The sequence below is a fragment of the Bacillota bacterium genome, from assembly GCA_013177945.1.
Taxonomy (GTDB): domain Bacteria; phylum Bacillota; class DSM-12270; order Thermacetogeniales; family Thermacetogeniaceae; genus Ch130.
This window is the reverse complement of record JABLXW010000011.1, coordinates 24034-49963: the sequence shown is the minus strand read 5'-3', so window position 1 is coordinate 49963 and position 25930 is coordinate 24034. Positions and strand designations below refer to the sequence as shown.

The 25930-nt window shown below is 57.0% G+C and carries 21 protein-coding genes, 5 tRNA genes and 1 other annotated feature; of the genes, 24 read left to right on the top strand and 2 right to left on the bottom strand.

The genetic code is table 11. The features are described from left to right. Nucleotides 1-20: 20 nt before the first annotated feature. The 5 genes from pdxS to serS all read left to right on the top strand — a co-directional run bounded on the left by pdxS (nt 21) and on the right by serS (nt 6202). Nucleotides 21-905, top strand: a complete 885-nt coding sequence (pdxS, locus tag HPY58_06935; protein NPV29378.1) for a pyridoxal 5'-phosphate synthase lyase subunit PdxS — start codon at nt 21-23, stop codon at nt 903-905. A 91-nt stretch (nt 906-996) separates the two neighbouring features. Next, complete coding sequence (gene pdxT / locus HPY58_06930) at nt 997-1578, top strand: pyridoxal 5'-phosphate synthase glutaminase subunit PdxT (GenBank protein NPV29377.1); 582 nt, start codon at nt 997-999, stop codon at nt 1576-1578. A 143-nt stretch (nt 1579-1721) separates the two neighbouring features. Beyond that, nucleotides 1722-1955 (top strand) — a binding site (T-box leader). Between the two features lie 47 nt (nt 1956-2002). Beyond that, nucleotides 2003-3172 (top strand): alanine--glyoxylate aminotransferase family protein, encoded by a 1170-nt coding sequence (locus HPY58_06925; protein ID NPV29376.1) that lies wholly within the window; start codon nt 2003-2005, stop codon nt 3170-3172. Between the two features lie 5 nt (nt 3173-3177). Then, a complete protein-coding gene (locus HPY58_06920) occupies nt 3178-4782 on the top strand; it encodes a phosphoglycerate dehydrogenase (protein NPV29375.1) in 1605 nt (534 codons plus the stop codon). A gap of 148 nt (nt 4783-4930) precedes the next feature. Beyond that, nucleotides 4931-6202 (top strand): serine--tRNA ligase, encoded by a 1272-nt coding sequence (serS, locus tag HPY58_06915; GenBank protein ID NPV29374.1) that lies wholly within the window; start codon nt 4931-4933, stop codon nt 6200-6202. Here the strand turns inward: serS and HPY58_06910 are convergent. Then, a complete protein-coding gene (locus tag HPY58_06910; protein ID NPV29373.1) occupies nt 6189-6611 on the bottom strand; it encodes a rubrerythrin family protein in 423 nt (140 codons plus the stop codon). The two genes, serS and HPY58_06910, sit on opposite strands and share 14 nt — an antisense overlap. Nucleotides 6612-6909: 298 nt before the next feature. Between HPY58_06910 and HPY58_06905 the strand changes: the two genes are divergently transcribed. The 6 genes from HPY58_06905 to HPY58_06880 all read left to right on the top strand — a co-directional run bounded on the left by HPY58_06905 (nt 6910) and on the right by HPY58_06880 (nt 8073). Continuing rightward, a tRNA-Ser gene (locus HPY58_06905) sits at nt 6910-7000 on the top strand. A 22-nt stretch (nt 7001-7022) separates the two neighbouring features. Further along, nucleotides 7023-7099 (top strand) — tRNA-Arg (locus HPY58_06900). Nucleotides 7100-7125: 26 nt separating this feature from the next. Next, nucleotides 7126-7222 (top strand) — tRNA-Ser (locus HPY58_06895). 22 nt (nt 7223-7244) lie between these two features. Continuing rightward, nucleotides 7245-7321: transfer RNA gene (locus tag HPY58_06890), tRNA-Arg, on the top strand. A 101-nt stretch (nt 7322-7422) separates the two neighbouring features. Continuing rightward, the gene (locus HPY58_06885) at nt 7423-7896 is read left to right on the top strand and encodes a nucleoside deaminase (protein ID NPV29372.1); all 474 of its coding nucleotides are present in this window, start codon (nt 7423-7425) and stop codon (nt 7894-7896) included. Nucleotides 7897-7977: 81 nt separating this feature from the next. Beyond that, a tRNA-Ser gene (locus tag HPY58_06880) sits at nt 7978-8073 on the top strand. Between the two features lie 79 nt (nt 8074-8152). Here the strand turns inward: HPY58_06880 and HPY58_06875 are convergent. Further along, a complete protein-coding gene (locus tag HPY58_06875) occupies nt 8153-9022 on the bottom strand; it encodes a metalloregulator ArsR/SmtB family transcription factor (protein ID NPV29371.1) in 870 nt (289 codons plus the stop codon). Between the two features lie 635 nt (nt 9023-9657). Here HPY58_06875 and HPY58_06870 point away from each other — a divergent pair. The 13 genes from HPY58_06870 (at nt 9658) to HPY58_06810 (ending at nt 25621) form a co-directional block, all read left to right on the top strand. Continuing rightward, complete coding sequence (locus tag HPY58_06870; protein ID NPV29370.1) at nt 9658-11643, top strand: methyl-accepting chemotaxis protein; 1986 nt, start codon at nt 9658-9660, stop codon at nt 11641-11643. Nucleotides 11644-11896: 253 nt separating this feature from the next. Next, on the top strand, nt 11897-12082 hold the full coding sequence (locus HPY58_06865; GenBank protein ID NPV29369.1) for a hypothetical protein: 186 nt from the start codon (nt 11897-11899) through the stop codon (nt 12080-12082). Between the two features lie 83 nt (nt 12083-12165). Further along, the gene (locus tag HPY58_06860) at nt 12166-14091 is read left to right on the top strand and encodes a methyl-accepting chemotaxis protein (protein NPV29368.1); all 1926 of its coding nucleotides are present in this window, start codon (nt 12166-12168) and stop codon (nt 14089-14091) included. An 11-nt stretch (nt 14092-14102) separates the two neighbouring features. Then, complete coding sequence (locus tag HPY58_06855; GenBank protein ID NPV29367.1) at nt 14103-15596, top strand: purine-binding chemotaxis protein CheW; 1494 nt, start codon at nt 14103-14105, stop codon at nt 15594-15596. Beyond that, a complete protein-coding gene (locus HPY58_06850) occupies nt 15565-16668 on the top strand; it encodes a chemotaxis response regulator protein-glutamate methylesterase (protein ID NPV29366.1) in 1104 nt (367 codons plus the stop codon). Before HPY58_06855 ends, HPY58_06850 begins: the two co-directional genes overlap by 32 nt. After that, nucleotides 16634-17206: a HEAT repeat domain-containing protein gene (locus HPY58_06845; protein ID NPV29365.1), complete on the top strand. Its 573-nt coding sequence runs from the start codon at nt 16634-16636 to the stop codon at nt 17204-17206. The genes HPY58_06850 and HPY58_06845 overlap by 35 nt, the downstream gene beginning before the upstream one ends. 20 nt (nt 17207-17226) lie before the next feature. Continuing rightward, nucleotides 17227-18039, top strand: coding sequence for a protein-glutamate O-methyltransferase CheR (locus tag HPY58_06840; protein NPV29364.1), 813 nt, complete (start codon nt 17227-17229; stop codon nt 18037-18039). Between the two features lie 10 nt (nt 18040-18049). Beyond that, nucleotides 18050-18433 (top strand): response regulator, encoded by a 384-nt coding sequence (locus HPY58_06835; protein NPV29363.1) that lies wholly within the window; start codon nt 18050-18052, stop codon nt 18431-18433. Next, nucleotides 18426-21068, top strand: coding sequence for a chemotaxis protein CheA (locus tag HPY58_06830; protein ID NPV29362.1), 2643 nt, complete (start codon nt 18426-18428; stop codon nt 21066-21068). Before HPY58_06835 ends, HPY58_06830 begins: the two co-directional genes overlap by 8 nt. A 13-nt stretch (nt 21069-21081) precedes the next feature. Continuing rightward, nucleotides 21082-21339 carry an STAS domain-containing protein gene (locus HPY58_06825; GenBank protein ID NPV29361.1) on the top strand — a complete coding sequence of 86 codons (258 nt, stop codon included), beginning with the start codon at nt 21082-21084 and terminating at the stop codon, nt 21337-21339. A 1-nt stretch (nt 21340) separates the two neighbouring features. Next, nucleotides 21341-22501, top strand: a complete 1161-nt coding sequence (locus tag HPY58_06820; protein NPV29360.1) for a hypothetical protein — start codon at nt 21341-21343, stop codon at nt 22499-22501. Between the two features lie 18 nt (nt 22502-22519). Continuing rightward, complete coding sequence (locus tag HPY58_06815) at nt 22520-22894, top strand: response regulator (protein NPV29359.1); 375 nt, start codon at nt 22520-22522, stop codon at nt 22892-22894. Nucleotides 22895-23656: 762 nt separating this feature from the next. After that, nucleotides 23657-25621: a methyl-accepting chemotaxis protein gene (locus HPY58_06810; protein ID NPV29358.1), complete on the top strand. Its 1965-nt coding sequence runs from the start codon at nt 23657-23659 to the stop codon at nt 25619-25621. Nucleotides 25622-25930: the final 309 nt, after the last annotated feature.

Sequence of the window (25930 nt, the reverse complement as noted above, 5' to 3'; positions counted from 1 at the left end):
GGAGAAAGGACGGGTTGCAAATGGAGGCGAAGGGAACCTGGAGACTGAAAAAAGGGCTTGCGGAAATGCTTAAAGGCGGAGTGATTATGGATGTCACCACGCCGGAACAGGCGAGGATCGCCGAGGCTGCCGGGGCCTGTGCGGTGATGGCCCTGGAACGGGTTCCTGCCGATATCAGGGCCGCCGGGGGGGTCGCCCGGATGGCCGATCCCGACGTGATTTTGCGGATTATGGACGCGGTTACCATCCCGGTGATGGCGAAGGCCCGGATCGGGCATTTTGTGGAGGCCCAGATTCTCGAGGCTTTGGGTGTGGACTACATCGATGAGAGCGAGGTTCTCACACCTGCAGACGAGTTTCACCACATCGACAAGCACCGGTTTCGTGTTCCCTTCGTCTGCGGGGCGCGCGACCTTGGCGAGGCCCTGCGGAGAATCGGGGAAGGGGCGGCGATGATCCGGACGAAGGGGGAGGCGGGGACCGGCAATATCGTGGAGGCGGTGAGGCACATGCGCACCGTCATGGGCGAGATTCGCTGGCTGCAGAGCCTCCCTCCTGAAGAGTTGATGGCCGCTGCCAAGAAGCTGGGGGCACCTTTTGAGCTGGTGAAGGAGGTCGCCGCATCGGGGCGCCTCCCCGTTGTCAACTTCGCGGCGGGCGGAATTGCCACACCGGCCGATGCTGCTCTGATGATGCAGCTGGGTGCGGACGGGGTCTTTGTGGGGTCCGGCATCTTCAAGTCCTCCGATCCTGCGGCGCGGGCGCGGGCGATCGTGGCCGCGGTGACCCATTACAACGACCCGCAGGTGCTGGCGGAAGTCTCGCGGGGTTTGGGCGAAGCGATGCGGGGTCTGGAGCTTGCCGCTCTCGCCCCGGAAGAGCGCCTGGCGGTCCGGGGCTGGTAGCCGGGAGTGCAGGTTCTCAAGGCAAAAAAACCGCCGCGGAAATGCCCGGAGGCAGCGAAGCAAAAACCGTTTAAGGAAGGGACCTGAAGAAGTGAAAGCCGGTGTTTTAGCGATGCAGGGGGCCTTTCGGGAGCACGCCCAAGCCCTGGAGCGCTGCGGCTGTGACGTTGTGGAGGTGCGGAAGCCCCGGGACCTGGAGGGGATCGAGGCCCTTGTTCTTCCCGGCGGGGAAAGCACTACGATTGGGAAGCTGGTCTTCGATTTTGGACTGGCGGAGCCGATCCTGGAAGAGGCGCAGAAAGGCCTCCCCATTTTTGGGACCTGCGCCGGAGCAATTCTCCTCGCCCGCGAGATCGTGGGGAGCGACCAGAAGCGGCTGGGGTTGATGGACATCAGGATCTGCCGGAACGCCTACGGCCGGCAGGTGGACAGCTTCGAGACCCAACTGGAAATTCCGTGCCTGGGCGCCGATCCCTTTCCGGCCGTTTTTATCCGCGCCCCCTTGATCGAGGCGGCAGGCCCTGGGGTTGAGGTGCTGGCCCGGTACAGGGAGGGAATCGTCCTGGCGCGGCAGGGGAAGCTGGTTGCGGCAACCTTTCACCCCGAACTGACGCCGGATCTTCGCCTGCACCGCTATTTTCTGAATCTTGCGGCAGCCGGAAAAAAATTTTGAGAAAAATTTGCCTCTTTCCTGCTTATGTGGTATAATCGCGGCAAGGGAACCAGGTGTTCCGCCAGCGCCTGGGGCGAGGAGGCCCATCCTGAAAGGCGCGGGAGAGGCTGCATGCGCCGAGCGGTACAGTATGGTTTGACGGCAAAAGGGCGATGAAGGGGCCAAGTACAGCAGTCCTGTTTTCTTCCAGAGAGCCGGCGGCTGGTGGGAGCCGGCGGGCAGGCGGCTGGAATCCCCCCTGGAGCTGACCCCGCAAACCGGCTCCGGCCGGGTGAAGGGGTACGGTGGATTCCGTTAACGACCGGAAAGGGGGTCGCGGCTTACTGCGCCGTGGACCAAATTGGGTGGCAACGCGGGGAAGACCTCTCGTCCCATAACGGGGCGGGGGTTTTTTGTTACGTCTACTTTGCCGAGGAGGAGAAAAATGGAGGAGAAACAGTACCTGATGCTGCCGGGGCCTACGCCGGTGCCCCCCCGGGTCCTGCGGGCTCTGGCCAGGCCGATGATCAACCACCGGGGGCCCGAATTTAAGGCGCTGCTGGAGGAAGTAACAGAGGGGTTGAAGAAGGTCTTCCGCACCCAGAACGAAATCATCATCTTTCCCTCGGCAGGAACCGGGGCGATGGAGGCTGCCGTTGCGAACTTCGTTTCACCCGGAGAAAAGGTTTTGGTGGTTTCCATTGGGGTTTTCGGGGACCGCTTTGCGGAAATCGCCGGGCGCTTTGGCGCCCGGGTTGAGAAGCTGGATTTTCCCTGGGGGACGGCCGCAGATCCGGCGGCTGTTGCGGATGTCATTAAAAAGGACGAAAAACAGGAGATCAGGGCCGTCTTTGTCACGCACAATGAAACCTCGACTGGCGTGACCAACGATCTGCGGGGGCTGCGCAGCGCCCTGGGGGACCACCCGGCTCTTTTCATCGTGGACGCGGTGAGCAGCCTGGGGGCAATGGAGCTGGAAACCGATGCCTGGAACATCGACGTGGTTGTGGCGGGCTCGCAGAAGAGCTTTATGATTCCACCCGGTCTCTCTTTTTTGTGCCTCAGCCCCCGCGCCTGGGAGGCTGCCGCCCGCTGCACCAACGCCCGCTACTACTGGGATGTGGAGGCCGCCCGCAAGTCGGCGGCGAAGGGCCAGACGCCCTATACCCCGGCGCTTCCCCAGCTTTCGGCCCTTGTCGAGTCCCTGAAGATGATCGAGGCCGAGGGGCTGGAGAACATCTTTGCGCGCCACAGGCGGCACCGGGAGATGGTGCGCCAGGGGGCGCGGGCGCTCAACCTCGAACTGCTCGCAGCAGACGAGGTTGCCTCAAGCGCCGTGACCGCCGTTTTGAGCCCCGCCGGGATCGAGGCCAACACCATCCGCCGGGTGCTCCGGGAGAAGTTCAACGTGGTGGTGGCTGGCGGCCAGCGCCAGCTCGAGAACAAGATCTTCCGGATCGGGCACCTGGGCTATGTTCAGGATCTGGACATTATTGCCGTGCTTGCCGCCCTGGAAATGACCCTTGACCTCTGCGGCCATCCGGTGGAGCTGGGGCGGGGGGTCAGGGCGGCCCAGAAGGTTGCGCTTGCCGCAGCCGGGGAAGGAGGGAGTTGAGGAGGATGGAGCACGCGGAGAACACAAGGCCGAGAATTCTCGTGGGCGACAAGATTGTCGACGAAGCCCTGGAAATGCTCCGCCAGGAGGCGGAGGTGGACGTCAGGATCGGGATCAGCCAGCCGGAACTGGAGGAGATCATTGAAAACTACGACGCCCTGATCGTGCGGAGCGTCCCGCTGGTGACGGAGGAGGTCCTGCGCCGGGGAAAAAAGCTGAAGGTTGTGGGGCGTGCCGGAAACGGCGTTGACAACATCGATGTGGATGCGGCTACCCGCTATGGTGTAGTGGTGGTCAACACCCCCGACAGCAACAGCATTTCCGCTGCAGAGCAGACCATTGCCCTGATGCTGGCGGCGGCCCGGAATCTTCCACAGGCCCACCATGTGGTGAAGAGCGGAGGGTGGGGGCGGAGCCGCTTCATGGGAAACGAGCTTTACGGGAAGACCGTGGGGATCGTGGGTTTGGGCCGGATCGGGTCTCTGGTTGCGACCCGTTTGAAGGCCTTCGGAATGCGGGTGATTGCCTACGACCCCTACATCCCGCTGGAGCGCTTCAAGCGGTTTGGGGCGGAGCGCAAGGAAACTCTGAACGACCTGGTGCGGGAGGCAGATATGATCACCGTCCATACGCCGAAGACCGAGGAGACCATCGGAATGATCGGGGCCGAGCAGTTCCGGATTGCAAAGCGGGGGGTCAGGGTAGTGAACTGCGCGCGGGGCGGCATTATTGATGAAAAGGCCCTGGCCGACGCTCTTCGGGAGGGGATCGTTGCCAGCGCCGCCCTGGACGTTTTCACCAAGGAGCCGTGCACGGGGAATCCCCTGCTCGAATTCGACAACGTGGTCGTTACCCCCCACCTGGGGGCGACCACTTACGAGGCGCAGCACCGGGTGGGGACGGATGTCGCCGCCTACGTGCTGGGAGCCCTGCGGGGGGAGATCGTCCCCAATACGGTGAACCTTCCCTGCCTCCTGGGAGAAGAGATCAACACCCTGCGCCCCTACTTTTTGCTTGCGGAGCAGCTGGGGAAGCTTTACTACCAGCTGGAAAAGGCTCCCGTGGAGCGGGTGGAACTTACCTACAGCGGCGAAATTGCCAGGAGGGAAACGGGGATTATCACCCTTGCCTTCCTGAAGGGGCTTCTCAAGCCTGTTATGGGCGACAACGTGAACATGGTCAACGCCGGCTGGCTTGCCGAAAACCGCGGCATCCGGGTCTTTGAACGGCAGGACGAAGGGAGCAGGTCCGGCTATGTGAACCTGATCACGGCAAAGATCGCCGGGAACGGGACCCAGGCCGAGTATGCCGGAACCATCGCCTGGGACAACGGGCCGCGCATTGTCCAGGTGAACCGCTACAAGATGGACATCATTCCCACCCCCTACATGCTTTTTGTGGACCACATCGACCGGCCGGGGGTGATCGGCCCCTTTGCCTCGGTGCTCGGGCAGGCCCAGATCAACATCGCCATGATGCAGGTCGGCCGCTGCACCCGGGGCGAAGAGGCGCTGATGACCCTGAGCGTGGACTCGCCTGTCGATGAGGAGACCCTGGAAAAGCTGCGCCGGGTGGGCGGAATCCTCAACGTCAAGGTCGTTTCTCTGTAGCGTCTGCTTGCAGTTCCGCTCCAGACGGCGGCGGTGGGATTGGCCTCCCGGAAGGCATTGCCGCGTTTCTGCTGCGGCCTCCGGAGGCCGGGCCGCTTTGAGGCGGGGAGAACGGGGGAAGCCAACCAAGGAGAAGGAGTGAAAGACCTTGCTCGATCTGAAATTTATCCGAACCCATCCCGAGGTTGTGAAAGAGGCTCTTATAAGGCGCGGGAACACCTTCAATGTAGACGAGGTTCTTGCCTGGGACGAGGCCCGCCGCGGGCTGCTCGCGGAAGGAGAACAGCTCAGGCACCGCCGGAACACCCTCTCCGAGGAGGTGGGGCGCTTAAAGGCGGCAAGACAGGACGCCACGGGATTGATTCAGGAAGTGAAGGAAATTTCCCGCCGGATCAAGGAGATCGACCAGGAGCTTGCGGACCTCGCGCAAAAGCTCGAGGCGGCCCTGCTCTTGATTCCCAACATTCCCCACTCCTCGGTGCCCGTCGGCCCCGACGAGACGGCAAACGTGGTTCTGCGGGTGGAGGGGGAGCCCCGGACCTTCTCCTTCCCGCCGCGCCCCCACTGGGAGATCGGGGAGGCGCTCGATATCCTGGACTTCGCCCGGGGGGCCAAGATCGCCGGGGCGAGGTTCACGGTGCTGAAGGGGTGGGGGGCGCGGTTGGAGCGCGCCCTGATCAACTTCATGCTCGATCTCCACGTCAGGGAGCAGGGGTACACGGAGATCTTTCCCCCCTTTCTGGTGAACCGGGCCACCATGACCGGAACCGGCCAGCTCCCTAAATTTGAGGAGGACATGTTTCTCTGCAACAGAGAAGACCTCTTTTTGATCCCGACGGCGGAGGTGCCGGTTACCAACCTCTTCCGGGACGAAATCCTCCCCGGGGACGCCCTGCCCATTTCCCTGACGGCGTACAGCGCCTGCTTCCGGGCCGAGGCGGGGGCTGCGGGAAGGGACACCCGGGGGCTGATCCGGCAGCATCAGTTCAACAAGGTGGAGCTGGTGAAGTTCACCAGGCCGGAGGATTCCTACGCCCAGCTGGAGCAGCTCACGGATGATGCCGAGGAGGTGCTGCGGCGCCTGGGCCTCCCCTACCGGGTGGTTGTCCTCTCCACCGGGGACCTGGGTTTTGCGGCCGCAAAAACCTACGACCTGGAGGTCTGGTTTCCGAGCGCCGGCTGCTACCGGGAGATTTCGTCCTGCAGCAATTTCGAGGACTTCCAGGCGCGGCGCGCCAACATCCGCTACCGGCCGGAGCCCGGGGCGCGCCCCCGCTTTGTCCACACGCTGAACGGGTCCGGGCTTGCGGTGGGGCGCACCCTTGCGGCGATTCTGGAGAACTACCAGCAGGAGGACGGCTCGGTTGTCATTCCCCCTGCCCTGCGCCCGTATCTCGGCACCGACGTTATCCCTGCTTAAAATATCTTTCCAGGAGGCCCTTCAGGGCGCGGGCATGGCGGGCCTCATCCCTTGATGATTCGTCCAGGACATCGTGGGCTTCGTCGATACCGGCTTCTTTGGCTCTGACGGCGGCCTGTTTTTTGCCGTTGTTTGCCTCGATTTCGCCCTGGAGCATTTTTTCAATGTTCGACCTGGTGTCGGAAATGAGGCCGTTGAGCTCTGCGAATCTGGCCGCATGCCAGGCTTCATCCATCGCAATGGACCTGAGCACCTCTGCCACCTCTGGGAACCCTTCTCTCTGGGCCTGCCGCGCCATCGCGAGGTAAAGCCCAACCTCCATCGTTTCTCCTCGAAACTCTCGCTTCACGTCTTCCTCCACAACAGTTCCCCTGGCCACTCCTGTTTTGTTCTCGTTAATAAGATTCATAAAAAACCCTCCTTTGCCTTTGTAAGGTTTTAAAATCAACCGGTGTTAGTAATAGCACTAATTATTATATTAGATATCGACCTGAAAAATTCCTCCTTTTCTAAAAAAACTTTTAAAAAATTTTTTCGAAGCAAATCGGCTCCTTGCTGATGCCTCATCACAGGACTCTCGCCTCCTGACAACCTCCTTCCTTGCGGACAGGGATGACTCAGGGCTGCGCTGGCTTGACAGGGAAGGGAGCGTGTGCTATACTGGCTGCAGAGGCGGCGCGGGTTTTCCCGTGCTCGTTGCTCCTGTTGGAGGGGTGTCCGAGCGGCTTAAGGAGGCGGTCTTGAAAATCGTTGGGCTCCTTGCGGGCCCCGTGGGTTCGAATCCCACCCCCTCCGCCATTTCAGAGGCATCATCTGTTTTGCGCCCGTAGCTCAACTGGATAGAGCGACAGACTACGGATCTGTAGGTTGGGGGTTCAAGTCCCTCCGGGCGCACCATAACATAATTTTGTAAATTTTTTTGCGGAGAGATGGCCGAGCTGGCTGAAGGCGATCGCCTGCTAAGCGATTAGGCGGGGCTTAAACCCTGCCTCGAGGGTTCGAATCCCTCTCTCTCCGCCATTTTAATACATTCGTTTATTTTGCGCCCGTAGCTCAGGAGGATAGAGCAGCGGTTTCCTAAACCGCGTGTCGGGGGTTCGAGTCCCTCCGGGCGCGCCATTTTCTCCTTGCAGGGGAGCGTGGAAGCAACGGAGCTGCCCGATGGGGAAAACTCCAGGTCGGCGCCGGTAAGCGCGGCAGATCAGGCGGACGAAAAGTTTATGAAGGAGGCCCTCAGGGAAGCCCGCCGCGCCGCTGCCAAAGGGGAAGTGCCGGTGGGTGCGGTGGTTGTAAAAGAGGGAAAGATCATCGGGCGCGGGCACAACTTGCGGGAGCGCCTCGGTGATCCCACAGCCCATGCCGAGCTTCTTGCCCTCCGGGAGGCTGCCCAGGTTGCCGGCGGGTGGCGCCTGAATGAGTGCACCCTGTATGTGACGATGGAGCCCTGCCCGATGTGCGCGGGAGCGGCGATTCAGGCGCGCCTGAAGCGGCTCGTCTACGGGGCGCGGGACCCCAAGGGAGGGGCGGCGGGAAGCTGCGTCGATCTTCTGGGGCAGGACTGCTTCAACCACCGGGTCGAGGTCGCGGGCGGCGTCTGCGAGGAAGCCTGCGCCCGGATCCTGAGGGAGTTTTTCCAGTTCCTGCGCAGGGGCGCGGGAGCCCCGACCGAAGGGGATGAAGATTCGGTTCCCTGATTTAAGGCAGACTCTCCGGCGTTTTTGGATTCAAGAGGAAACCAGCTGGTTTTTGCCGTTTCATGGAAACAGGTGTGGCGCGGAGAGGTGGCTGAGTCCGGTTGAAAGCGCTCGACTCGAAATCGAGTAGGCGGGCCGAAACCTGCCTCGTGGGTTCGAATCCCACCCTCTCCGCCAAATAAAGCTGTGCTTAGCTCGACTCCCTTTTCACCGCTTCGCTGGAAGGTGAAAAGGGTTTTTTGCAGCCGGAAGAATTTTAATTTGCATCTTCGCCAGCTAATTCTGAGGCAGCAATAAGCCCTGCTTTAATTATTAATTCTGCCGGAATTGCTTCATATATTTTTCCTTCTACTTCAAGAGTTCTGCACTCCGAAGGGCCGCAAACATCACAGCAGGGACTGCGGCCGACCCTTCCTTCAATCCAATCCTCCAGCGGGCGGTTGTTAATCCAAATTCGATTCGACTGTAAGGGATCTTCTTTGAACTCTGCAACAGAAAGTTCTTCCTTTTCTACAATAACTTCAATTCCTAACGGAGCGAGAGATTGCTTGAGGGTGGAAACTGCCCTGTCAACCTCTTTCTCTGTTGATCCACATCTTGGACATGTTTCTCCCTCGAATATCAATCTTTGCCACCTGATTTTTAGCAGCTTTCCTGCGGTATTTTCTGTTGATTCTCTGGGGGCCGGTCCACATGCATCACATCCACAGCCTTTTTGTTCTTGTACAGTCACGCTGTTGGTTTTTGCTCCAATTTTCTTTGCCATATTACTGCCTCCTTTTATTGAGTTTTTTTGATAGCCTCGACCTTTCCTTGTTGAGAAGTTGTTCAGAAAACTGCAGACTTCTTGAAATGCTTTCTGATTTATCCTGCAATAGACCCACCTTCCTTCTTTTTTTGTTGTGATAAGACCTGCGTTTACAAGTTCTTTAATGTGATGAGAAATTGTGGGGATAGTAATGTTTAAGGATTTTGACAAGTCTTTAATGCAGGTTTCGTTTCGGTTGAAAGGCTCATTTCCTTCACATTTACATTCTTTTTTGTGAACCGATAACAATATTTTTATCCTGTTTTCATCGGCGAGGGTTTTGAAAATTCTGGTGAAGTTTTTAATATTTTTGTTCATAGTTGGCCTCTTACTGTTTTGATAGTTTGATAATCATCTAAATATTAGCAATCTGGATAATCTCTTGTCAAGGAAAGCTTTTTGCCGCCCCCCAAAAAAAAGCGAAGGGGGGTTTTGCTTATGGCACCGCTTCCTCAAAGAAAACGGAACAACGGGAAATCCCTCCTGGCTGCTCTTAAAAATAGGCCCTTTTTCCTGAACTTGCCGGCAAGCAGCAGGAAAAATGGGATTCGTATCGAATTGTAATTTCAACTCTGGCACCGTTTTCCATTTGGGAGAGGGATTTCGGTCTGCTTGCTTGCGAAGACCGGCTGGAATCGCATGTTGTCGTGAGGGGAGCGCATGAGGGAAGCGATCGCTTTAAACTGGCACACTCTTTGCAATCAATCAATCAATCAATCAATCAATCAATCAATCAATCAATCAATCAATCAATCAATCAATCAATCAATCAATCACCGATAATCTTAACCACGTTCTGAGGTTTCTGGCGGGCGTTGCAGGGCGCTTATCGCGCGTTTGGGCGCGCGCTTTTTTATTTTTTGGATTCAAAAAGGAAGCGGGGTGAAAGGAACAGGCAGAAAGGGATCACCCGATAATATATATTCCGAAAGTTTTGATGGGGGGGGCTTTTTATGTTCTGGAGGGGCTTGAAGGATTCGCTTAAAGGGAGGCTCCTGGCCTGGTTCCTTGTGATTGCCTTCGTTCCGCTCGGAATCATCGTGGCCAGCCAGCAGTATACGGCGCGCAAGGAACTGACTGAACTCGGGAAAAACAGCATGGCCGCCCTTTCCCGCACGCTTTCCGCCGGAGTCGACAACTTTCTCAAAGAGACGTTCAGCCAGATCGAGGCAATAGCCGCCTCACCCGTTTTTGCCTCCGGGGAGCGGGACCGGATTTCGGCCGAGCTCGTGAGGCTCAAGAGCACGCTGCCCGCAGAAATCGAACTCGTCTTTTTTGCCCCACCCGACGGGAAGGCGATCAACTCCGCGGGCGCGGAAGTAGACATGAGCGGGCGCGGCTACTTCCAGAAAGCGCTGCAGGGCGAGCGTGCAGTATCGGAGGCGCGGACTAGCCAAACTACCGGGACGAAGGTGATTTCCCTTGCCGTTCCTGTGGTGCGGGAAGGAAAAGTGATTGGGGTTTTCGGCGGGAATGTCGGGTTCGAGCGCTTTGCTGCTGATGTGGAGGCGACCCGCTTCGGCAGGGACGGCTACGCCTATCTGGTGGACGCGCAGGGAGTGGCGATCGCGCACCCCGATCCGAACCAGATATTCAAGCTCAACATCACGAAGTCTGAGTCCGAAAGCCTGAACCGGGTGGGCAGCGAGATCATCAAGGGGGGAGAAGGATTTGACCGCTACGTATTCAAGGGAATCGACAAGTTCGTTGCCTGGTCGCCGGTAAAGAGCGCCGGCTGGGCGGCGGTTGTCACCTCTCCGGTGCAGGAGTTCCTGGCTCCCGCCGGGGCGATTATGAGGTCTGCGATTTACGGAAGCATCCTCCTCGCCGTCTTGGTGGCGGTGCTTGCCTTTATCATCGCCGGCGGAATTGCCAATCCGGTTGTGCGGTTTGCGTCCCAGGCGGAAACCCTTGCGACCGGCGACCTCCGCGTTGAGGTGCAGGAAAACTACGGTGCAGAACTCGGCGTTCTGGGCAGGGCCCTCAGGAAAATGGTGGCGAACACGCAGGCGATTGTGGGAGCCGTCAAGGAGGCGGTTGCCAACCTGGACGGGGCGGTGAGGGAGATCTCCCGGACCTCTGAAGAGTCCGCGCGGGCCTCCGAGCAGGTAGCGGAGGCGATCGGCCAGGTCTCCGCAGGGGCGCAGGATACGGCAAACACCGTGACAGCGATTACGCAGGCTTCAGAAGAGAGCCTGAGGCGCACTCAGGCGCTGGAGCAGCGGATTGAAGATATTGCCGCCAGCACCGAAGAAACGGCGGCCCGCACAAAAGAAGGTGAAAAGTTGATGGAGGAGCTTGCCTCCAAGATAGAAGAAACCGCGGCCAAGACCGGAACCCTGCGCGAGGTCATGAACGTGCTGGAGGAGCGCGCCCGCCAGATCTCGGGAATCGCGGACGTGATCACGGGAATCGCGGACCAGACGAACCTCCTCGCCCTGAACGCTGCGATCGAAGCCGCCCGCGCCGGGGAGCACGGGCGCGGCTTTGCGGTGGTGGCCGAGGAGGTGCGCAAGCTCGCCGAGCAGTCCCGGACCCAGGCGGGAGAAGTGGCTGCCGTAGTCGGAAAAATCGCCGAGGACATTGCCCGCGCGGTGCAGGCTGCGGAGGAGGCCGGGGCGCGGGTGGCGGAGCAGAGGGCCGCCGGAAAGGACTCTCTCGAGCACTTTCTTGCCATCGCGCAAGGCGCGTCGAAGATAAACGGCCTGCTCGGCCAGATCAGGGAGGAAGCGAAGACGGTGCGGGAGCAGAGCGAGCGCGTCAACCGCGAGGTGGCGAGCATTGCTGCCCTTTCCCAGGAGAATGCCTCCTCCGCCGAAGAAATCAGCGCGGCGGCGGAAGAGATGAGCGCCTCTGCCGAAAGCATCAGCAGCTATGCCCGGAACCTCGTGGAGTTGATGGAAAAGCTCAAGGAGGCAAGCGATCGCTTCGTAATTTAAATATGAGTGTCATGGGGGGCGCCGCGGCGCCCATGCCTTAGCCGTCGTTGATTCATCGCATATTAGGAATTGAATCTTAAAATTGTTTGTGAAATTTTTGAACAACAGCAGGAAAAATAGGGACCTATGTCGAAGGTAAATTTAGTACCTCTGGCATAGTTTTCCTCTTTACGGGATGTCCGGAGAGATTTTAAGATATCTAGCTTTTTTGATGAAAAACCATTAGAATTACGGACTGTCAGGGGTGTATTTGATGGCTGGCACGTTCTTTGCCAATCAATCAATCAATCAATCAATCAATCAATCAATCAATCAATCAATAATTGTATCTATTAATATTTTTGCAAAACCACAATTTGCTTTTATGAGCATTCCGGCTTTTTTCAAAAGCACAGGTCGGGGGGTTTTGAACCCGGTCCCTGTGCTTTTTGCTTTTTAAGACGGGCGAATCTGGTGCCTGCTGCGGCACCTTAAGCAAATATTAAAAATCTGGAGGGATGGAAGTTGGCTGACGAAAAAACACTGGCACTGCCCCCGTCGCGCGTGGGGGCCGGCAAGACCGAGACGAAGGAGGCGGGTGTTGCTCTCAAGGATCAGGTCGACAGGCGGAGGCTTGAGGCACAGCGCAGGCAGGCGCGGACCTACGCCAAGCAGCAGCAGATTGCAGAGCGCATCGCTGCTGCCACAGATGAGCTTTCCGCCGGGGTTCAAGAGGCTTCAAGTGCCTGCGAAGAACTGAAGTCCGCGATGGATCAGATTGCTTCGGGCGCTGAACAGGCCGGTGGAGCCTGCGAGGAGTCTCTTGCTGCTATCACCCAAATACTCGGTAACATCGAAAGGGCTGCGGAGGCCGTAAGGGTTTCTTTAGAAAGAGGAGTGGCTATCCAGAACCTTGTGGGCGTTAACTCCGGAGAGATCGAAGGGTTGATCCAGGGGATAAATGACGCCGCCGACAAGAATGCAGAATCCGCGCGCCTGGTAGGGGAGCTAGAGCGGGAAGCAGAGAATATCGGAAACATCGTGTCTACCGTCGTCAACATTGCCGACCAGACCAACCTGCTGGCCCTGAATGCTGCCATTGAGGCGGCCCGGGCGGGAGAGCATGGGAAGGGGTTTGCTGTTGTTGCCGACGAGGTGCGGACACTTGCGGAAACCTCGGAAAAGGCCGCCAACGACATCAGGGAGTTAGTGGGGATTATCCAGAGCGAGGTGCGGGTTATTGCTGAAGAGATCAACAAGGCCGCGGAAGTAGCGCGCCAGGAGGTGGAAAAAGGCAAGGGCGTTACTGCGGATCTGGCGAGGATAGCCAGAGACATGGCAGAGGTTGTAGAGGGCTCGCGGGAGATCGACAAGCTTTCCCAAGAGTCCGTGGGTGTTGCCGAGTCCTTCCGTAACGGTTCTGCTCAAATCGCCAAAACAGCAGAGGAGCAGGCGCAGGCCTCTCAGGAAGTTTTGGGATCTGTTGAGCAGCAGACCAAAGCCCTGGAGCAGATTTCTACGAGCGCTGCGGAACTCGCCGAGATGGCCGAAGTCTTGCGTTCCTCAACTGATGTTCAGAAATCTGCCGAGAATTTAGCTGCTGCCGCCGAGGAGCTGTCTGCGGCAATTGCTGAAATGAACCAGTCGGCCCAGCAGATCATGACGGCCCTGCAGCAGATATCTCAGGGTGCTGCTCAACAGGCAAAGGCAGCAGAAGATTCCGCGACCGCGGCAGGACAGATGGACCAGGGGGTGAACGTAATTCTCGACAAGGCGAATGCTTCCCTCGAGCGCATTCAGGCGCTCTCCGAGCTGTTGGGGCGCAACAAGGCAAATGTGGATGACCTTATTGCCGGAGTTGAGTCCGCACTGCGGGCTAATATAGAGAATGTCCAGAAGATCCGGCAGCTGGAAAAAAGGACGCGCCAGATCGACAAAATTGTGGATACCATCGTTAATGTGGGGATCCAGACCAATATGCTCGCGGTCAGCGGGGCAATCGAGGCGGCGCGCGCCGGGGAATACGGGAAAGGCTTTGCAGTTGTTGCTTCGGACATCAGGAACCTCGCCCAGGACAGTGCCAGGAACGCCGAGCAGATCAAGGACCTCGTCAAGGCAATTCAGGAGCAGGTGCAGGTGGTGCTCAGGGACGTAGAAGCAGTAGGGGAAACAACAAAACAGGAGGTAGAAAAGGCGCGCAAGATTACCCAGGACCTGGTGACCATCGAGCAGGACATGAAGCTGGTTGTAGAGAGCGCCCGCGAGGTTGCCGACAACGCCACCCAAATTGCTGCTGCTGTGGGTCAGGCGCGCAAGGGCGTGGAACAGATTGCTACTGCTGCCCAGGAGGCGGCCTCGGCTGCTGAGGAGGCGGCAGCGGCGGCGCGCCAGCAGGCTTCTGGAGCCGAAGAGCTGGCGCGGGCGATCGAGGAGATTGCTGCAATGGCGGACGAGTTGCAGCAACTGTAGGGGGGTCCCCGATGGCAGATGAAACCAGGCAGTTTGTTTCCTTTTACCTTGGCAAGGAGAAATACGGGGTTGACATTGAATTTGTGCAGGAAATTATCAGAATGCCTGCACTGACAAAGACGCCTCTTGCCCCTCCTTATGTAGAAGGCCTGGCCAACCTTAGGGGCACGATCCTCACCGTGGTGAACAGCAGGGTGCGTTTTGGCCTCGAGCGGAGGGACTTTGACGAAGCGAGCCGCGTCATCGTGGTCGACTATCAAGGAAGAAAACTGGGATTTGTTGTGGACCGCGTTTCTGATGTCGTGACTGTGGCCCTCAAGGATATCGAGGCCAGGGAAGCAGGGCGCGACGAGTTCGTTGAGGGAGTAGCTAAAACAGGAGAAGAAGATGCCCTGGTGCTGGTAGTCAATGTGGCCCGGCTTTTTCCGCGCCTTGAGAAAAGAACCGGGGCGGTGGCGCGACGCGCTGCCTCGGGGGATGTCCGGGAAAGATTGGAAGGCGACCAGGGCCAGGAGCGCCAGTTTGTCAGCTTTCGCGTGAGGGACGAAGAATACGCCATTGACATCATGGATGTGCAGGAGATTTTGCACCTTCCCAAGACGATCAGCAAGGTGCCCGGCGCCCCCGACTACTGCGAGGGAGTGGCCACCTTAAGGGGGAAGCTCCTTCCTCTCGTTCGCCTGGGAAGCCTGCTTGGCATGGGTGATGGGGAGCTTGACGAGCGGTGCCGCGTTGTTGTGGTAAACCTCGTCAACGATCTGAGGAGAATCACCGCCGGTTTTGCCGTTGACAGCGTTTCGGAGGTTCTCCGGGTGTCTGAAAAGCAGATCGAACCTGTTCCCGCCCTCCTCAGAACGAAGGACTCGGAGTTTATCAGCGGAGTGTGCAAGCTCGGCGAAGAGAGGCTCGTGAACATCCTTGATGCCGGGAAACTGTTCAGTGCCGCCTCGGGCTTCGAGTCCGCGGTGTTCGATCAGGATCAGGAAGCCGAAGCCCAGGAGAGCCAGGACCTGGGGAATGACGAGGACCAGTATGTCACTTTTTTGCTTGCAGGGGAGGAATACGGCGCCCCCATCTCCCAGGTGCAGGAAATCATCAGGGTTCCCCAAATCTTTGCCGTTCCCAAAGCACCGGAGTTTATCGAAGGAGTTGTCAACATCAGAGGGCAGGTGATCCCTGTTGTCGACCTGCGCACACGCTTCGGGTTGGAGAAGCAAAGCAGGAGCGAGGCGCACAGGATCGTCGTGGTCGACCTCGGTGATACCAGGACGGGGCTGATTGTTGATGCGGTGCGCGAAGTCCTGAAGATCCCCCGGCGGGATGTTGAACAGGTTCCCGAGGTCTTCCTGGAGTCTGATGACACCGGTTTTTTGAGCGGGATCGGGAAGGCGCGTCGGGGGGAGCGCATCCTGATTCTGCTTGACCTTTTGCGCCTCCTTAACAAAGAGGAAAGGAGCGAATTAGAGAGGTTTCGTGAAGAGACGGATCAGAGTTCTGGTGGTTGACGACTCTGCCCTTATGAGGAAGTACCTCAGGAAGATCCTCGAGGAAGACCCCGGCCTCGAAGTTGTCGAGATGGCGCGGGACGGAGAAGAAGCTGTAGAAAAGAACCTTGCACTGAGACCCGATGTAATCACTCTTGACTTGAATATGCCCAAAATGGACGGACTTACCGCCCTCCAGTATATCATGCACACCGCCCCTTGCCCTGTGGTGGTCATTTCTTCTCTCACCCAGCGGGGGGCGCTGGCCACTTTCGAGGCATTTGAGCTTGGAGCGGTGGAGTGCGTCGCGAAGCCTGAGGGAACGGTTTCCCTGGGCATCGACCAGGTGGGCGAAGAAATCAGGAGAAAGGTGAGAGCCGCGGCGCGAGCAAAGGTGAAGAGCCGCGTGCCGGTTTCGGGGCGGCAGCGTGCTGCTGCCCCCCGAAAATCATCAGTTTCTCCGGGGGCTTCGTTCGAAAAGGTTGTTGTTATCGGGGTTTCAACAGGGGGGCCGAAGACCCTTGGCGAAGTCCTGCCCCAACTACCGGGAGATCTTCCTGCTCCGGTGGTGGTTGTCCAGCACATGCCTGAAGGCTTTACCAGGTACTTTGCTTCACGCCTCAATGAAACCTGCGCCCTGCATGTGAAAGAGGCCGAAGATGGGGAGCTCCTTACGAGAGGGTTGATTGTGGTGGCGCGCGGGGGCTATCACCTGAAATTCAGCCGGGGGGCGGGAAAAAAGGAGCTGGTGGTGCGCCTCTCCCGGGAGCCCCGCGGCTCTCTGTACGTTCCTTCGGTGGGAGTTACCCTCCAGAGCCTGCGCCAGCTTATGAAAGATGATCAAATCGTCGGGGTGATGCTCACCGGAATGGGAAGTGACGGCGCGGATGAAATGGCTTTGATTAAGAGGGGAGGGGGCCGCATCATCGCCGAGTCCGAAGAAACGGCCGTTGTTTGGGGGATGCCCCGCGAGGTTTGGGAGCGCGGCGGGGCAGAGGTCCTGGCGCCCGCCTATGAAATCCCCAGGTTGATTGTGGATGCGGTGGAGGGGAGGAAGCTTGAGAGATCTAAAGGAGCTCCTGGGTTTGCTTGAGAGCCGGGACGCGGCGGAGAGGCTGCGGGCGGCGGAGGAGCTGGGTGACTACCCTACATTTGAAGCTGTCAGCGGTCTTGTCTCCCGCCTCGCAAGCGACGAGTGCCGCGCCGTTCAGGAGGCCTGCCTTGTGTCTCTTTGCCGCATTGGAACGGCGGAGGTGGGCGAGGAAGCAGCGAGGCTCCTCAGGAGCAGCAATGCTTACGTCAGAAACGCTGCCGCGGAAATTCTCCAGGAGTTAGGGGATAAAGCGGAGCACGTGGTCAGGGCGCTGCTTTGCGACCCGGATCCCGATGTCCGCCTTCTTGCCGTGAGAGTAGTTGGGGAGGGGCACTTCTCCGGCGCCTTACCCCTGCTCCGCGAGGTTGTGCTGAGAGATCCAGACGTGAACGTAGTGGGGAGCGCGGTGGAGTATTTAGGAGAACTTGGCGGTTCCTCCCAAGACAGGGAGGCGATCTGTCAGGCGCGTTCCCGCTTTTCCAGTCCTTATCTGGATTTTGCTGTGGAGACTGCTCTCTCGAAAATGGGGGTAAATTAGTGAAGAATGACTCCTTCACCATTTCGAAAGATGAATTTGCCCGGCTTACGGACTACATCTGGCGCAAAACAGGCATCTTCTACGACGAGAGCAAGCGCTACTATGTAGAAAAGCGCGTTTTTGAACGCATGCGCCTTGTGGGCCGCGGGGAGTTCCGGGAATACTTCCACTTCCTGCGCAGCGACCCTTTAGAAACGGAGTTCCAGGCCCTGGTGAACCTGCTTACCGTAAACGAGACGTACTTTTTCAGAGAGTACGACCAGCTGAAGTGCTTTGCTGAAGAGGTGCTTCCGGAGATTTTATTCGGCGCCCGCGCTGAGGCCCGGAAGATCAGGATCTGGTCTGCAGGCTGTTCTACCGGCGAGGAGGCCTACACTCTGGCCATCATCTTGCAGGAAATGCTGGATTCTGAAAGCTGCGAGTTTGAAGTGCATGCTACCGACATCAATACGGATGCCCTCCAAAAGGCCAGGAGGGGGGTATACGAGGAGCGCGCCGTCAGGGAAATGCCTCTTCCCTATCTTGAAAAATACCTTGCATGGCGTGGCGGAAGCTACCACGTTTTCCCGGACCTCAAGAAGAAAGTGCGTTTTTATCAGCTCAACCTGCGCGACCGCGCCCGGATGCGCGAGATGCAGGGCTTCGACGCCATCTTCTGCCGGAATGTGCTCATTTATTTCGACGAGAGGTCAAGGCGCGAAGTTGCCCTCCTTTTCTACGAATCACTCCGCCCCGGCGGCTTCATTTTTCTCGGGCATTCCGAGTCGATGAGCAGGATTTCGCCGATTTTTCGGATCAGAAAGTTTAAAAACGCCATTATCTACCAGAAGTGAGGTTCTTGGGATGGGGAGGAGAGTTCTTATTGTCGATGATTCTTCAACAGTGCGGAGCTACCACAGAAAAGTCTTGGAGTCGGTCGGATTTACTGCAGCAGAGGCAGTGAACGGGTGCGAGGCCATAGAAAAGGCTTTGCAGGGGGAGTTCGACATTTACCTGGTGGATATCAACATGACGAAGGGAACAGGCCTCGATTTCCTCAGAGAGGTGCGGGCGAATCCCGAGCTGGCAGCCGTTCCTGCTGTCGTAATCTCCTCTGAAAGAACCTACACCGACCTGAAGATGAGTCTCTGCGCCGGAGCCAACGTTCACTTCGTAAAGCCTGTGGCCCCGCAGGCCTTAGCCGAGGTTTGTCTCATTTTGACCGGGGAGGTTGTGTCCGGTGAGTGATCTGGTGGCCGGCTTCCTCGAAGAGGCTAACGACTTGCTGGAGGATTTGAGCGACCTTGTCCTCGCCCTGGAAAGAAACCCGGAGAATGAAGGAGCGTTAAGAGAACTCTTCCGGTGCGCCCACACCCTCAAGGGGGCCGCCGGCCTTGTGGGGGCCTCTCAGATTTCTGAGGTAACCCATCTTCTTGAAGAACTGCTGGAAAAGATCATTTCCGGTGATCGGGCCTTCACCAGCGAACTCGCCGATATTCTCTTTCAGGGATTCGACTACGTGAAAGAGCTTGTAGCTGCCTTTGCTGCAGGAAGGGCAGGGGACAAGAGGAGGCACGCGGAGGTCCTGGCCATGCTTTCTGGTTTAAGCAAGGTCTCAGGGGTTCCGGTCGAGGCCGCCTCTTTCCCACCCGGGGCAGCGCATGAGTATCTGCTGAAGCTTGCTCCCGAGTCCTGGAAAAAGATTTTTGACTCCATTGAAGAAGGGGTTTACAGCGTCTACCAGGTTGTGTTGAGATTTGACCCCGAGATTTTCTTCACCGGCCAGGACCCCCTCCTCATCATCGAAGATTTCCTGGAAGCGGGGGAGCCTCTTGAGTTTGTTCGCCATGCCGGGGAGCTCCCTTCTCTTGAACAAATCGATCCCGAACGCGCCTACATGTGGTTTGAGATCTACATCAGAAAGGCGCCAGGGAAGGCCCGCGAGCTCGAGGAAATTGTGGAGTTTCTCGATCCCGACCGGAACTTCGTCTTGATCCGGGAAATCAGCTTTGAAAACATCGTGCCAGATCTCGACTTGAGCGAAGGAGCGCGGGTTGGCGTGCAGAGGGTGGTTGGTGAATATGTCAATCGCATCAGAAGCATTTTGCGCGAGCTGCAGCACTCTCTTTCCCGCGGCGCCGCCGGGGAAGCGCCGCTTATAGAGAGAGCTTCCCGGTTAAAGGAGACGGTTTTTCAGGCTGCCGGAGAGACCTACTACCACGCTCCCAGCCGCCGCGTTGTCTTCGCTCTGTGCGTTTTTGCCTGGGCGCTCTGGGATTGCGTTTGCCGCGGGGTTGAAGATGAATCGGAGCCGAAGCTAAAAGAAGCCTTGAATATGATGAACCAGGTCCTGGAGGCTGTCTTTGCCGGCTCCGAAGGTGACGGGGATGGGGCGGAAAAAGAGGCAATCGGAGTCCTGTCCGGGGAGAGAAAGGAGATCTTGGGAGAGATCTTGCGCCAGCAAAGGCTTTGTCTCTCTTTGAACAGGGGCCGGGAGGGCCTCACGGAGCCTTCGCTCCGCCGCGTGCTCTCATCTGTTGCCCTGGCTCTGGGGCGTGGTGATGTTGCCGAGAGGTGCCGGCTTCTTCCGGATCGCGATTGGGACTCTCTTCTTAAAATAGTAGACCTTCTCGAGGCGGAGTTAAGAGGTGAAAACGGGGCCGGCAGCGAGGTTTTTCCGGCCTCCGAGATCCAGGTCCCTGGCGCTCCGGTGCCGGGGATTCGGGGCAAGAGGAGGTTTCTCCGCGTTGAGGAGGCGCGCGTGGAGAGGCTTTTTGAGCTTGCCGGAGAGCTGGTGATTGCCAAAAACAGCCTTCCCTACCTGGTGCGGAAGCTTGAAGCCGTCTGGGGAGTTCCGGAAGCTGCCAGAGAGCTGAAAGAGAAGCATCAGGTGATCGAGCAGATCAGCCGCGAGCTGCAGGACCTTGCAATGAATTTCCGCCTCCTCCCGGTTTCTCAGGTTTTCCAGCGCTTCCCGCGCTTTGTCCGGGACGTCAGCAAAAACCTCGGAAAGAAGGTAAAGCTCGTCATCGAAGGTGAAGAAACCCAGCTGGACAAAGCGGTGCTGGAAAAAATTTCTGAACCCCTGGTTCACCTCGTCCGCAACTCTCTTGACCACGGGATCGAGCCGCCTGAGGAGAGGGTTAGTCTTGGCAAAAATCCCGAGGGCACGCTGATCCTGCGGGCAGGTCAGGCAGGTTCCGGCGTCTTTATCGAGGTTGTTGATGACGGGAGAGGAGCGGATCCCGGCCGGCTCAGAAAAGCTGCGGTTGAGAAAGGGCTGTTCGGGGAAGAAGAGGCCGGGCAGCTTTCCGATGACGAAGCCTTGCGCCTGATTTTTCATCCGGGTTTTTCGACGCGGGATGAGGCAGGCGACCTCTCGGGGCGGGGCGTGGGAATGGATGTGGTGAAGGAGGTTGTTGATCATTTAGGCGGTAATGTGGAAATTTCCAATATCCCGGGGTCTGGCTTTGCGGTCCGTTTGGAGCTTCCGCTTACTCTTGCCACCACCAGGGTTCTGGTTGTGCGGGTGGATGACGGGATTTACGGGATTCCCCTGGAGGAGGTGCGAGAGGTCGTGCGCCTCCGCCCGGAACAGGTCCGGGACCTTGGCAGGAAGGGTATGATTCGCCTGAGGGAGAAGGTGATTTCTGTAGTCTGCTTAAGGGAGCTGTTGGGCCTGCCGGGGAAGCTGCACGAGAGCCGCTCGGTTGTGGTCTTGAGAGACGGGATCGGTCTTGCTGTGGATTCGTTCGACCAGGAAGTAGAGGTGCTCCTGAAACCGCTTCCCGGAGACCTTGCCGGCATCAGGCTGTACTCCGGCGCCTCTCTTCTTTCTGATGGGAGCGTTTTGCTTGTTCTCAATCCAAAAGAAATAATTTGAGGTGTGTGGAACTATGCCGCTTGCCAGGAATGGCGAGACCCTTTCTCTTGTCGGCCGCCTTTCTGTGGAGGATGCATCTGAGCTCAAAGACGCTCTGCTTGATTTAAAAAACGCTCAGAGCCCTGTTCTCGATCTGCGAGACCTTGAGGAATTCGACTTCAGCATCTTCCAGCTCCTTTTTGCCTTCTGGCGCGAGGCCGATTCTGCTTCTGTGATCCCACCTTTGAGCACCAGGATCCGCAGATTCCTGGAGATAGTCGAGGTGCTCTGATTTGCCGGCGCTGGTATTTGCCTTTCTGTTTGGGGCAGCCCTGGGCGCGGCCGGCGCCCGCCTTTTGAGCAGGCTTTTATTTGAGAAAAGCGAGGGAGCAGGGCAGAGAGGCGACCAGGCGGGGCCGGCTCCCCGGGAAGAAGGGCTGAGCGACGAAAGTGTGTTGCTTAAGTTTGTAAGTGTTACCAGAAGCGTGGTCCAGGTGATGGAAAGGGTGATCGGGGAAGCGCTGGAGGAAATAAACGAAGCCGGGGAAAGGTGGGCAGGCGCCGTTGGCGAGATGGTGGCGCGGGCAAACGCCGGGATTGCCCAGCTTCAGGAGATGCTTGCCGGTCTCGCCTCTGAGCAGGGCAAAAGCGCAGGCAGTCTTGTCGAGGCAAGCCGGGAGTCCGCCCTGCAGCTTGTTGATGCGAGCAAGGCCGCAGTCTCGGAGTTTCTCGGGATCAGCACCACTTATATGGGGATCCTGGAAAGCTTCCGGACCGAACAATTTCGCGAGGCAGCCTCGCGGATTAAGGCCATCCTGCGCCAGACAAATCTTCTGGCGCTGAATGCCGGCATCGAAGCAGCGCGGTTGGGCTCGCTTGGGCGCGGCTTTATGGTGATTGCCGAAGAGATCAAGAAATTGACCGGGATGGTGGGCGAATCCGTAAAGTCCATCGAGGAGCTGGCCGCGCATTTGAACCTGCAGGTCCACCGGTTTGAAGATTTTGCCGGGGAGCTTGAAAGCAGAGCAAGACAGGCTGCGGTTTTTGTAGAGGAGGCCGAAAGGAGCCTCGGATCGGGCCTCCGCGAGCTGGAGAAAGGGGTAGAGGTTATTGTTGCCGGCTTAACGAAAGCGAGGATGGAGCTCTGCGAAGTTTTAGAGAATCTTACCAAAGCCGTAGAGGCGCTGCAGTTTCAGGATCTTTTTACACAGAAACTCGCCAATGTGAGAAGCGTCTTGAAAGAGCTTTACAGCGAGCTCAATGAAGCTGAAGAAGCGATTTCCTGCGGCGATTTCGAGCGTTCTGCCTTCTCAATACTCGAGCGAATTCAGAAAGTTTACACGACACGGGTGGAGAGGCTGCACCACGAGGTCGTGACGGGGCAGAAGTGCCTTAATGAGGAGAGGGTTGGCAGGGTTTTTGAGGAATTCGGGGATAATGTGGAACTTTTTTGAGGGCGAGGAGGTTTCCGCATGGGCAGGAAGATCCTTGCGGTGGATGACTCGGCAACCGTCCGGACGAGCGTCAAGCTGGTTCTCGAGCGGGCCGGCTACGAGGTCGAACTTGCTTCAGATGGCGAAGAGGCGCTGGGGAAGATAAAGAGTGCTTCCGAGAGATTTCACCTTCTGATAACCGACCTGAACATGCCAAAGCTCGACGGTATCGGGCTGATCAAGGCCGTGCGCGCCCAGCCGGGCTACCGCTTCACTCCAATTCTGATGCTGACAACAGAATCGCAGGCAGACAAGAAAGAGGAAGGGAAAAAGGCCGGGGCTACGGGGTGGATCGTCAAGCCTTTCCAGCCCGACCAGCTTCTTGCCGTGATCCAGCGCGTTCTCAGACCCTGATGCGAAGCGCTTTGCTAATAAGGGAGCTGCTGCAGCCTTGATCCACCACCGGATTGCAACATAATGGGTATTAAATCCTAAATTTTTTGTGAAATTTTTGAACAACAGCAGGAAAAATAGGGACTTGTGTCGAAGCTAAATCAAATATCTCTGGCATAGTTTTCCACTCTGCGGGATTTCCAGAGAGATTCTGAGACATCCGGCTTTTTTTGCAGGCAACCAGACTTGATTGGAATTTCACAGGCTGAGAGAGGTGCATTTGATGGCTGGCACGCTTCTTGCATCAATCAATCAATCAATCAATCATCAATCAATCAATCAATCAATCAATCAATCAATCAATCAATCAATCAATCAATCAATCAATCAATAATCATACCTGTTAATATTTTTTTAGAATTTCAGAGCGCTCATTTTCTTTATCGGGCACGGGCCGGGAGCGTCGAAATCCCGGCTAGTGCCCGTTGTATTTTTCAATGATATTTATGCCACTTGCGGGCGCCTCTTGTCGTTTCGCGCCTCCCCTGACGGGTGGACGAGTACAACAAAAATGGGAGAAATTGGATGGCCTCTGTTCCTTTTGGGAAAAAAGCTTTGTTTTGGATTAATTTCAAGGTGGAGGGGTGAAAAGGTGGCGGAACAGCAAATCGTTCTTTTCAAAATTGGCGAAAAATGAGTTTCAGGGTGCTTCTGAAAAGGCCCAGAGGGGAATCAAACCGCCTGCAGGAAAAAAACTTTTCTGGGTACGAGGAGGGTTAAAAAATGAAGTGGTTCTTAAACCTCAAGACCGGAACCGAAACTAAGGAGGAGGAGCGAAGGATGCAAGGAAGGGTGGGAATCAGGTTAAAGCTGCTTTCTGCGTTTCTTCTTTTGACTGTTATCCCTTTAGTGGTTTTAGGGCTGATCAGCTCCAGCCAAACGTCTCGCCAGATGCAGTCACAGCAAGAAGAAGCGCTGTTAAACGCGGCCAAGAGCACTGCAATCGCGATTCAAGCCAGACTGGAAGGACAGTTGGATTTAACTAAGGTGGTTGCTGATAAAAACGTAATGCGCCAGTTCGCCGACCAAGTAAACAAGGAGGGGTCGGCAGCGAGCGGGGCGCAGTGGGAGTTGGTGGTGAAGGAATTAAGTCGCCTCGTGGAGAACGCGGGAGGGACCTTAGAAAATGCCTTATTTGTTTCCCCGCAGGGGCAGGTAATCGCGGATGGGATTGGGGGAAGCTCTATTGGGACGAGCGTGGCGGACCGGGAGTATTTTCTCCAGGCCGTTAAAGGTGAAGCCACAGTCGGAGATGTTGTCCGATCAAAGCTTACAGGGGAGCCTGTTGTGGTTTGCGCTGCACCTGTGATGTTGTCGAAGGGAGAGGTTGGGGCCGTCGTGGCCCTTGTTCAGAAATTCAGCATCTTGAGTAAATACGCGGCCGAGCTTAAGGCAGGCGAAACAGGATATGCCTTCATGATAGACAAGAAGGGGGTTGTTGTTTATCATCCAACTCAGGAAAAGGTGCTAGAAGAAAACCTTATCACCGGCCAGAATACGGAGCTGGCCGATCTTGCTAGAAAGATGGCTGCAGGAAAGGCAGGCTACGGATTTTATACCTACGAAGGCGTCAGGAAGTTCTGCGGCTATGCCCCGGCAGGAAACTGGTCTCTGGCTTTAACTGTACCGGTTGCAGAGTACATGAGGGCCGCTGCTGCAATCAAGAAAACTACGGTAATTGTTGTTGCGGTTTTTCTTCTCTTCGCAATCCTGGTTGCCTTTGCCATTTCCGGACAGATCGCACGGGCAGTCAGCCAGCTGGTTGAGGCTATGGAACGTGCCAAGGAAGGAGACCTTACCGCTCGGGTTAATATTAAGTCAGGTGACGAGCTGGGACAATTGGGGAATAGTTTCAATTACATGCTTGCCGGGCAGCAAGAGATTGTAAAACGGATCCTGAACTCTGCTCAAGATGTTGCGGCAGCGGCCCAGGAGCTATCGGCAGCGGTGGAGGAGGGCAACGCGGCCATGGAAGAGATTACAGCAACTGTTAATCAAGTTGCGGCGGGAATGCAAAACAATGCTGCGGCAACCGAAGAAACCAATGCTGCCGTGGAAGAGGTGGCAAGTAATACCCAGAATGTTGCACATTCTTGCAGAGAGGCGGCAGACCAGGGGGAGCAAGCGCGGGAAAGGGCGCAAGAAGGGGCTCAAGCCGTGGAGGATGCCATAAACTCGATCAATGAGATAAACAGTTCTGCGGCAGAGGTGGCTCAGGCAATTCAAGAGCTTGACGAAGTATCGAAACAGATTAGCATGATCGTACAAACGATTACCGCGATTTCTGAACAGACAAACCTTCTTGCCTTAAATGCCGCGATTGAAGCGGCGCGGGCCGGGGAGCAGGGCCGGGGCTTTGCCGTTGTGGCCGAAGAGGTGCGGAAACTGGCCGAAGGAAGCAACACCGCCGCAAGCGAGATCGGCAAGTTGATTGGCAGCATTCAGAGCAAGACGGCAAGGGCTGTAGAAAAAATGGCCTACGGGAGCCAGGTGGTCTCCCAAGGAATGAAGCTGGCCGGGACAGCAAGAGAACATCTCAACGAAATATTACAAAGCGTGAACAAAACAGGAAAATTGATAGCCGAGATCGCTGCAGCAACCGAAGAACTGTCGGCATCGGTACAACAAATTGCCGGCGCCATGAACAACATCAGCAGTACGACCAGTGAAGTAAGCAAAAGCGCATAAAATATTTCCAGTAGCGTCCAGCAGCAAAGCAGTGCTCTTAACGACATTGCAGCCACGTCAGGAAAATTAGCTGCAATGGCTGAGGACCTTAATAAACTTGCAGCATCTTTTAGGGTTTGAGGGGGATAGCGACCATCGCCACCGGATGCCTGCCGGTGGTATTTTTTTGGCGAGAAAATAACATAATAGGTATTAAATCCTAAATTTTTTGTGAAATTTTTGAACAACAGCAGGAAAAATAGGGACTTGTGTCGAAGCTAAATCAAATATCTCTGGCATAGTTTTCCACTCTGCGGGATTTCCAGAGAG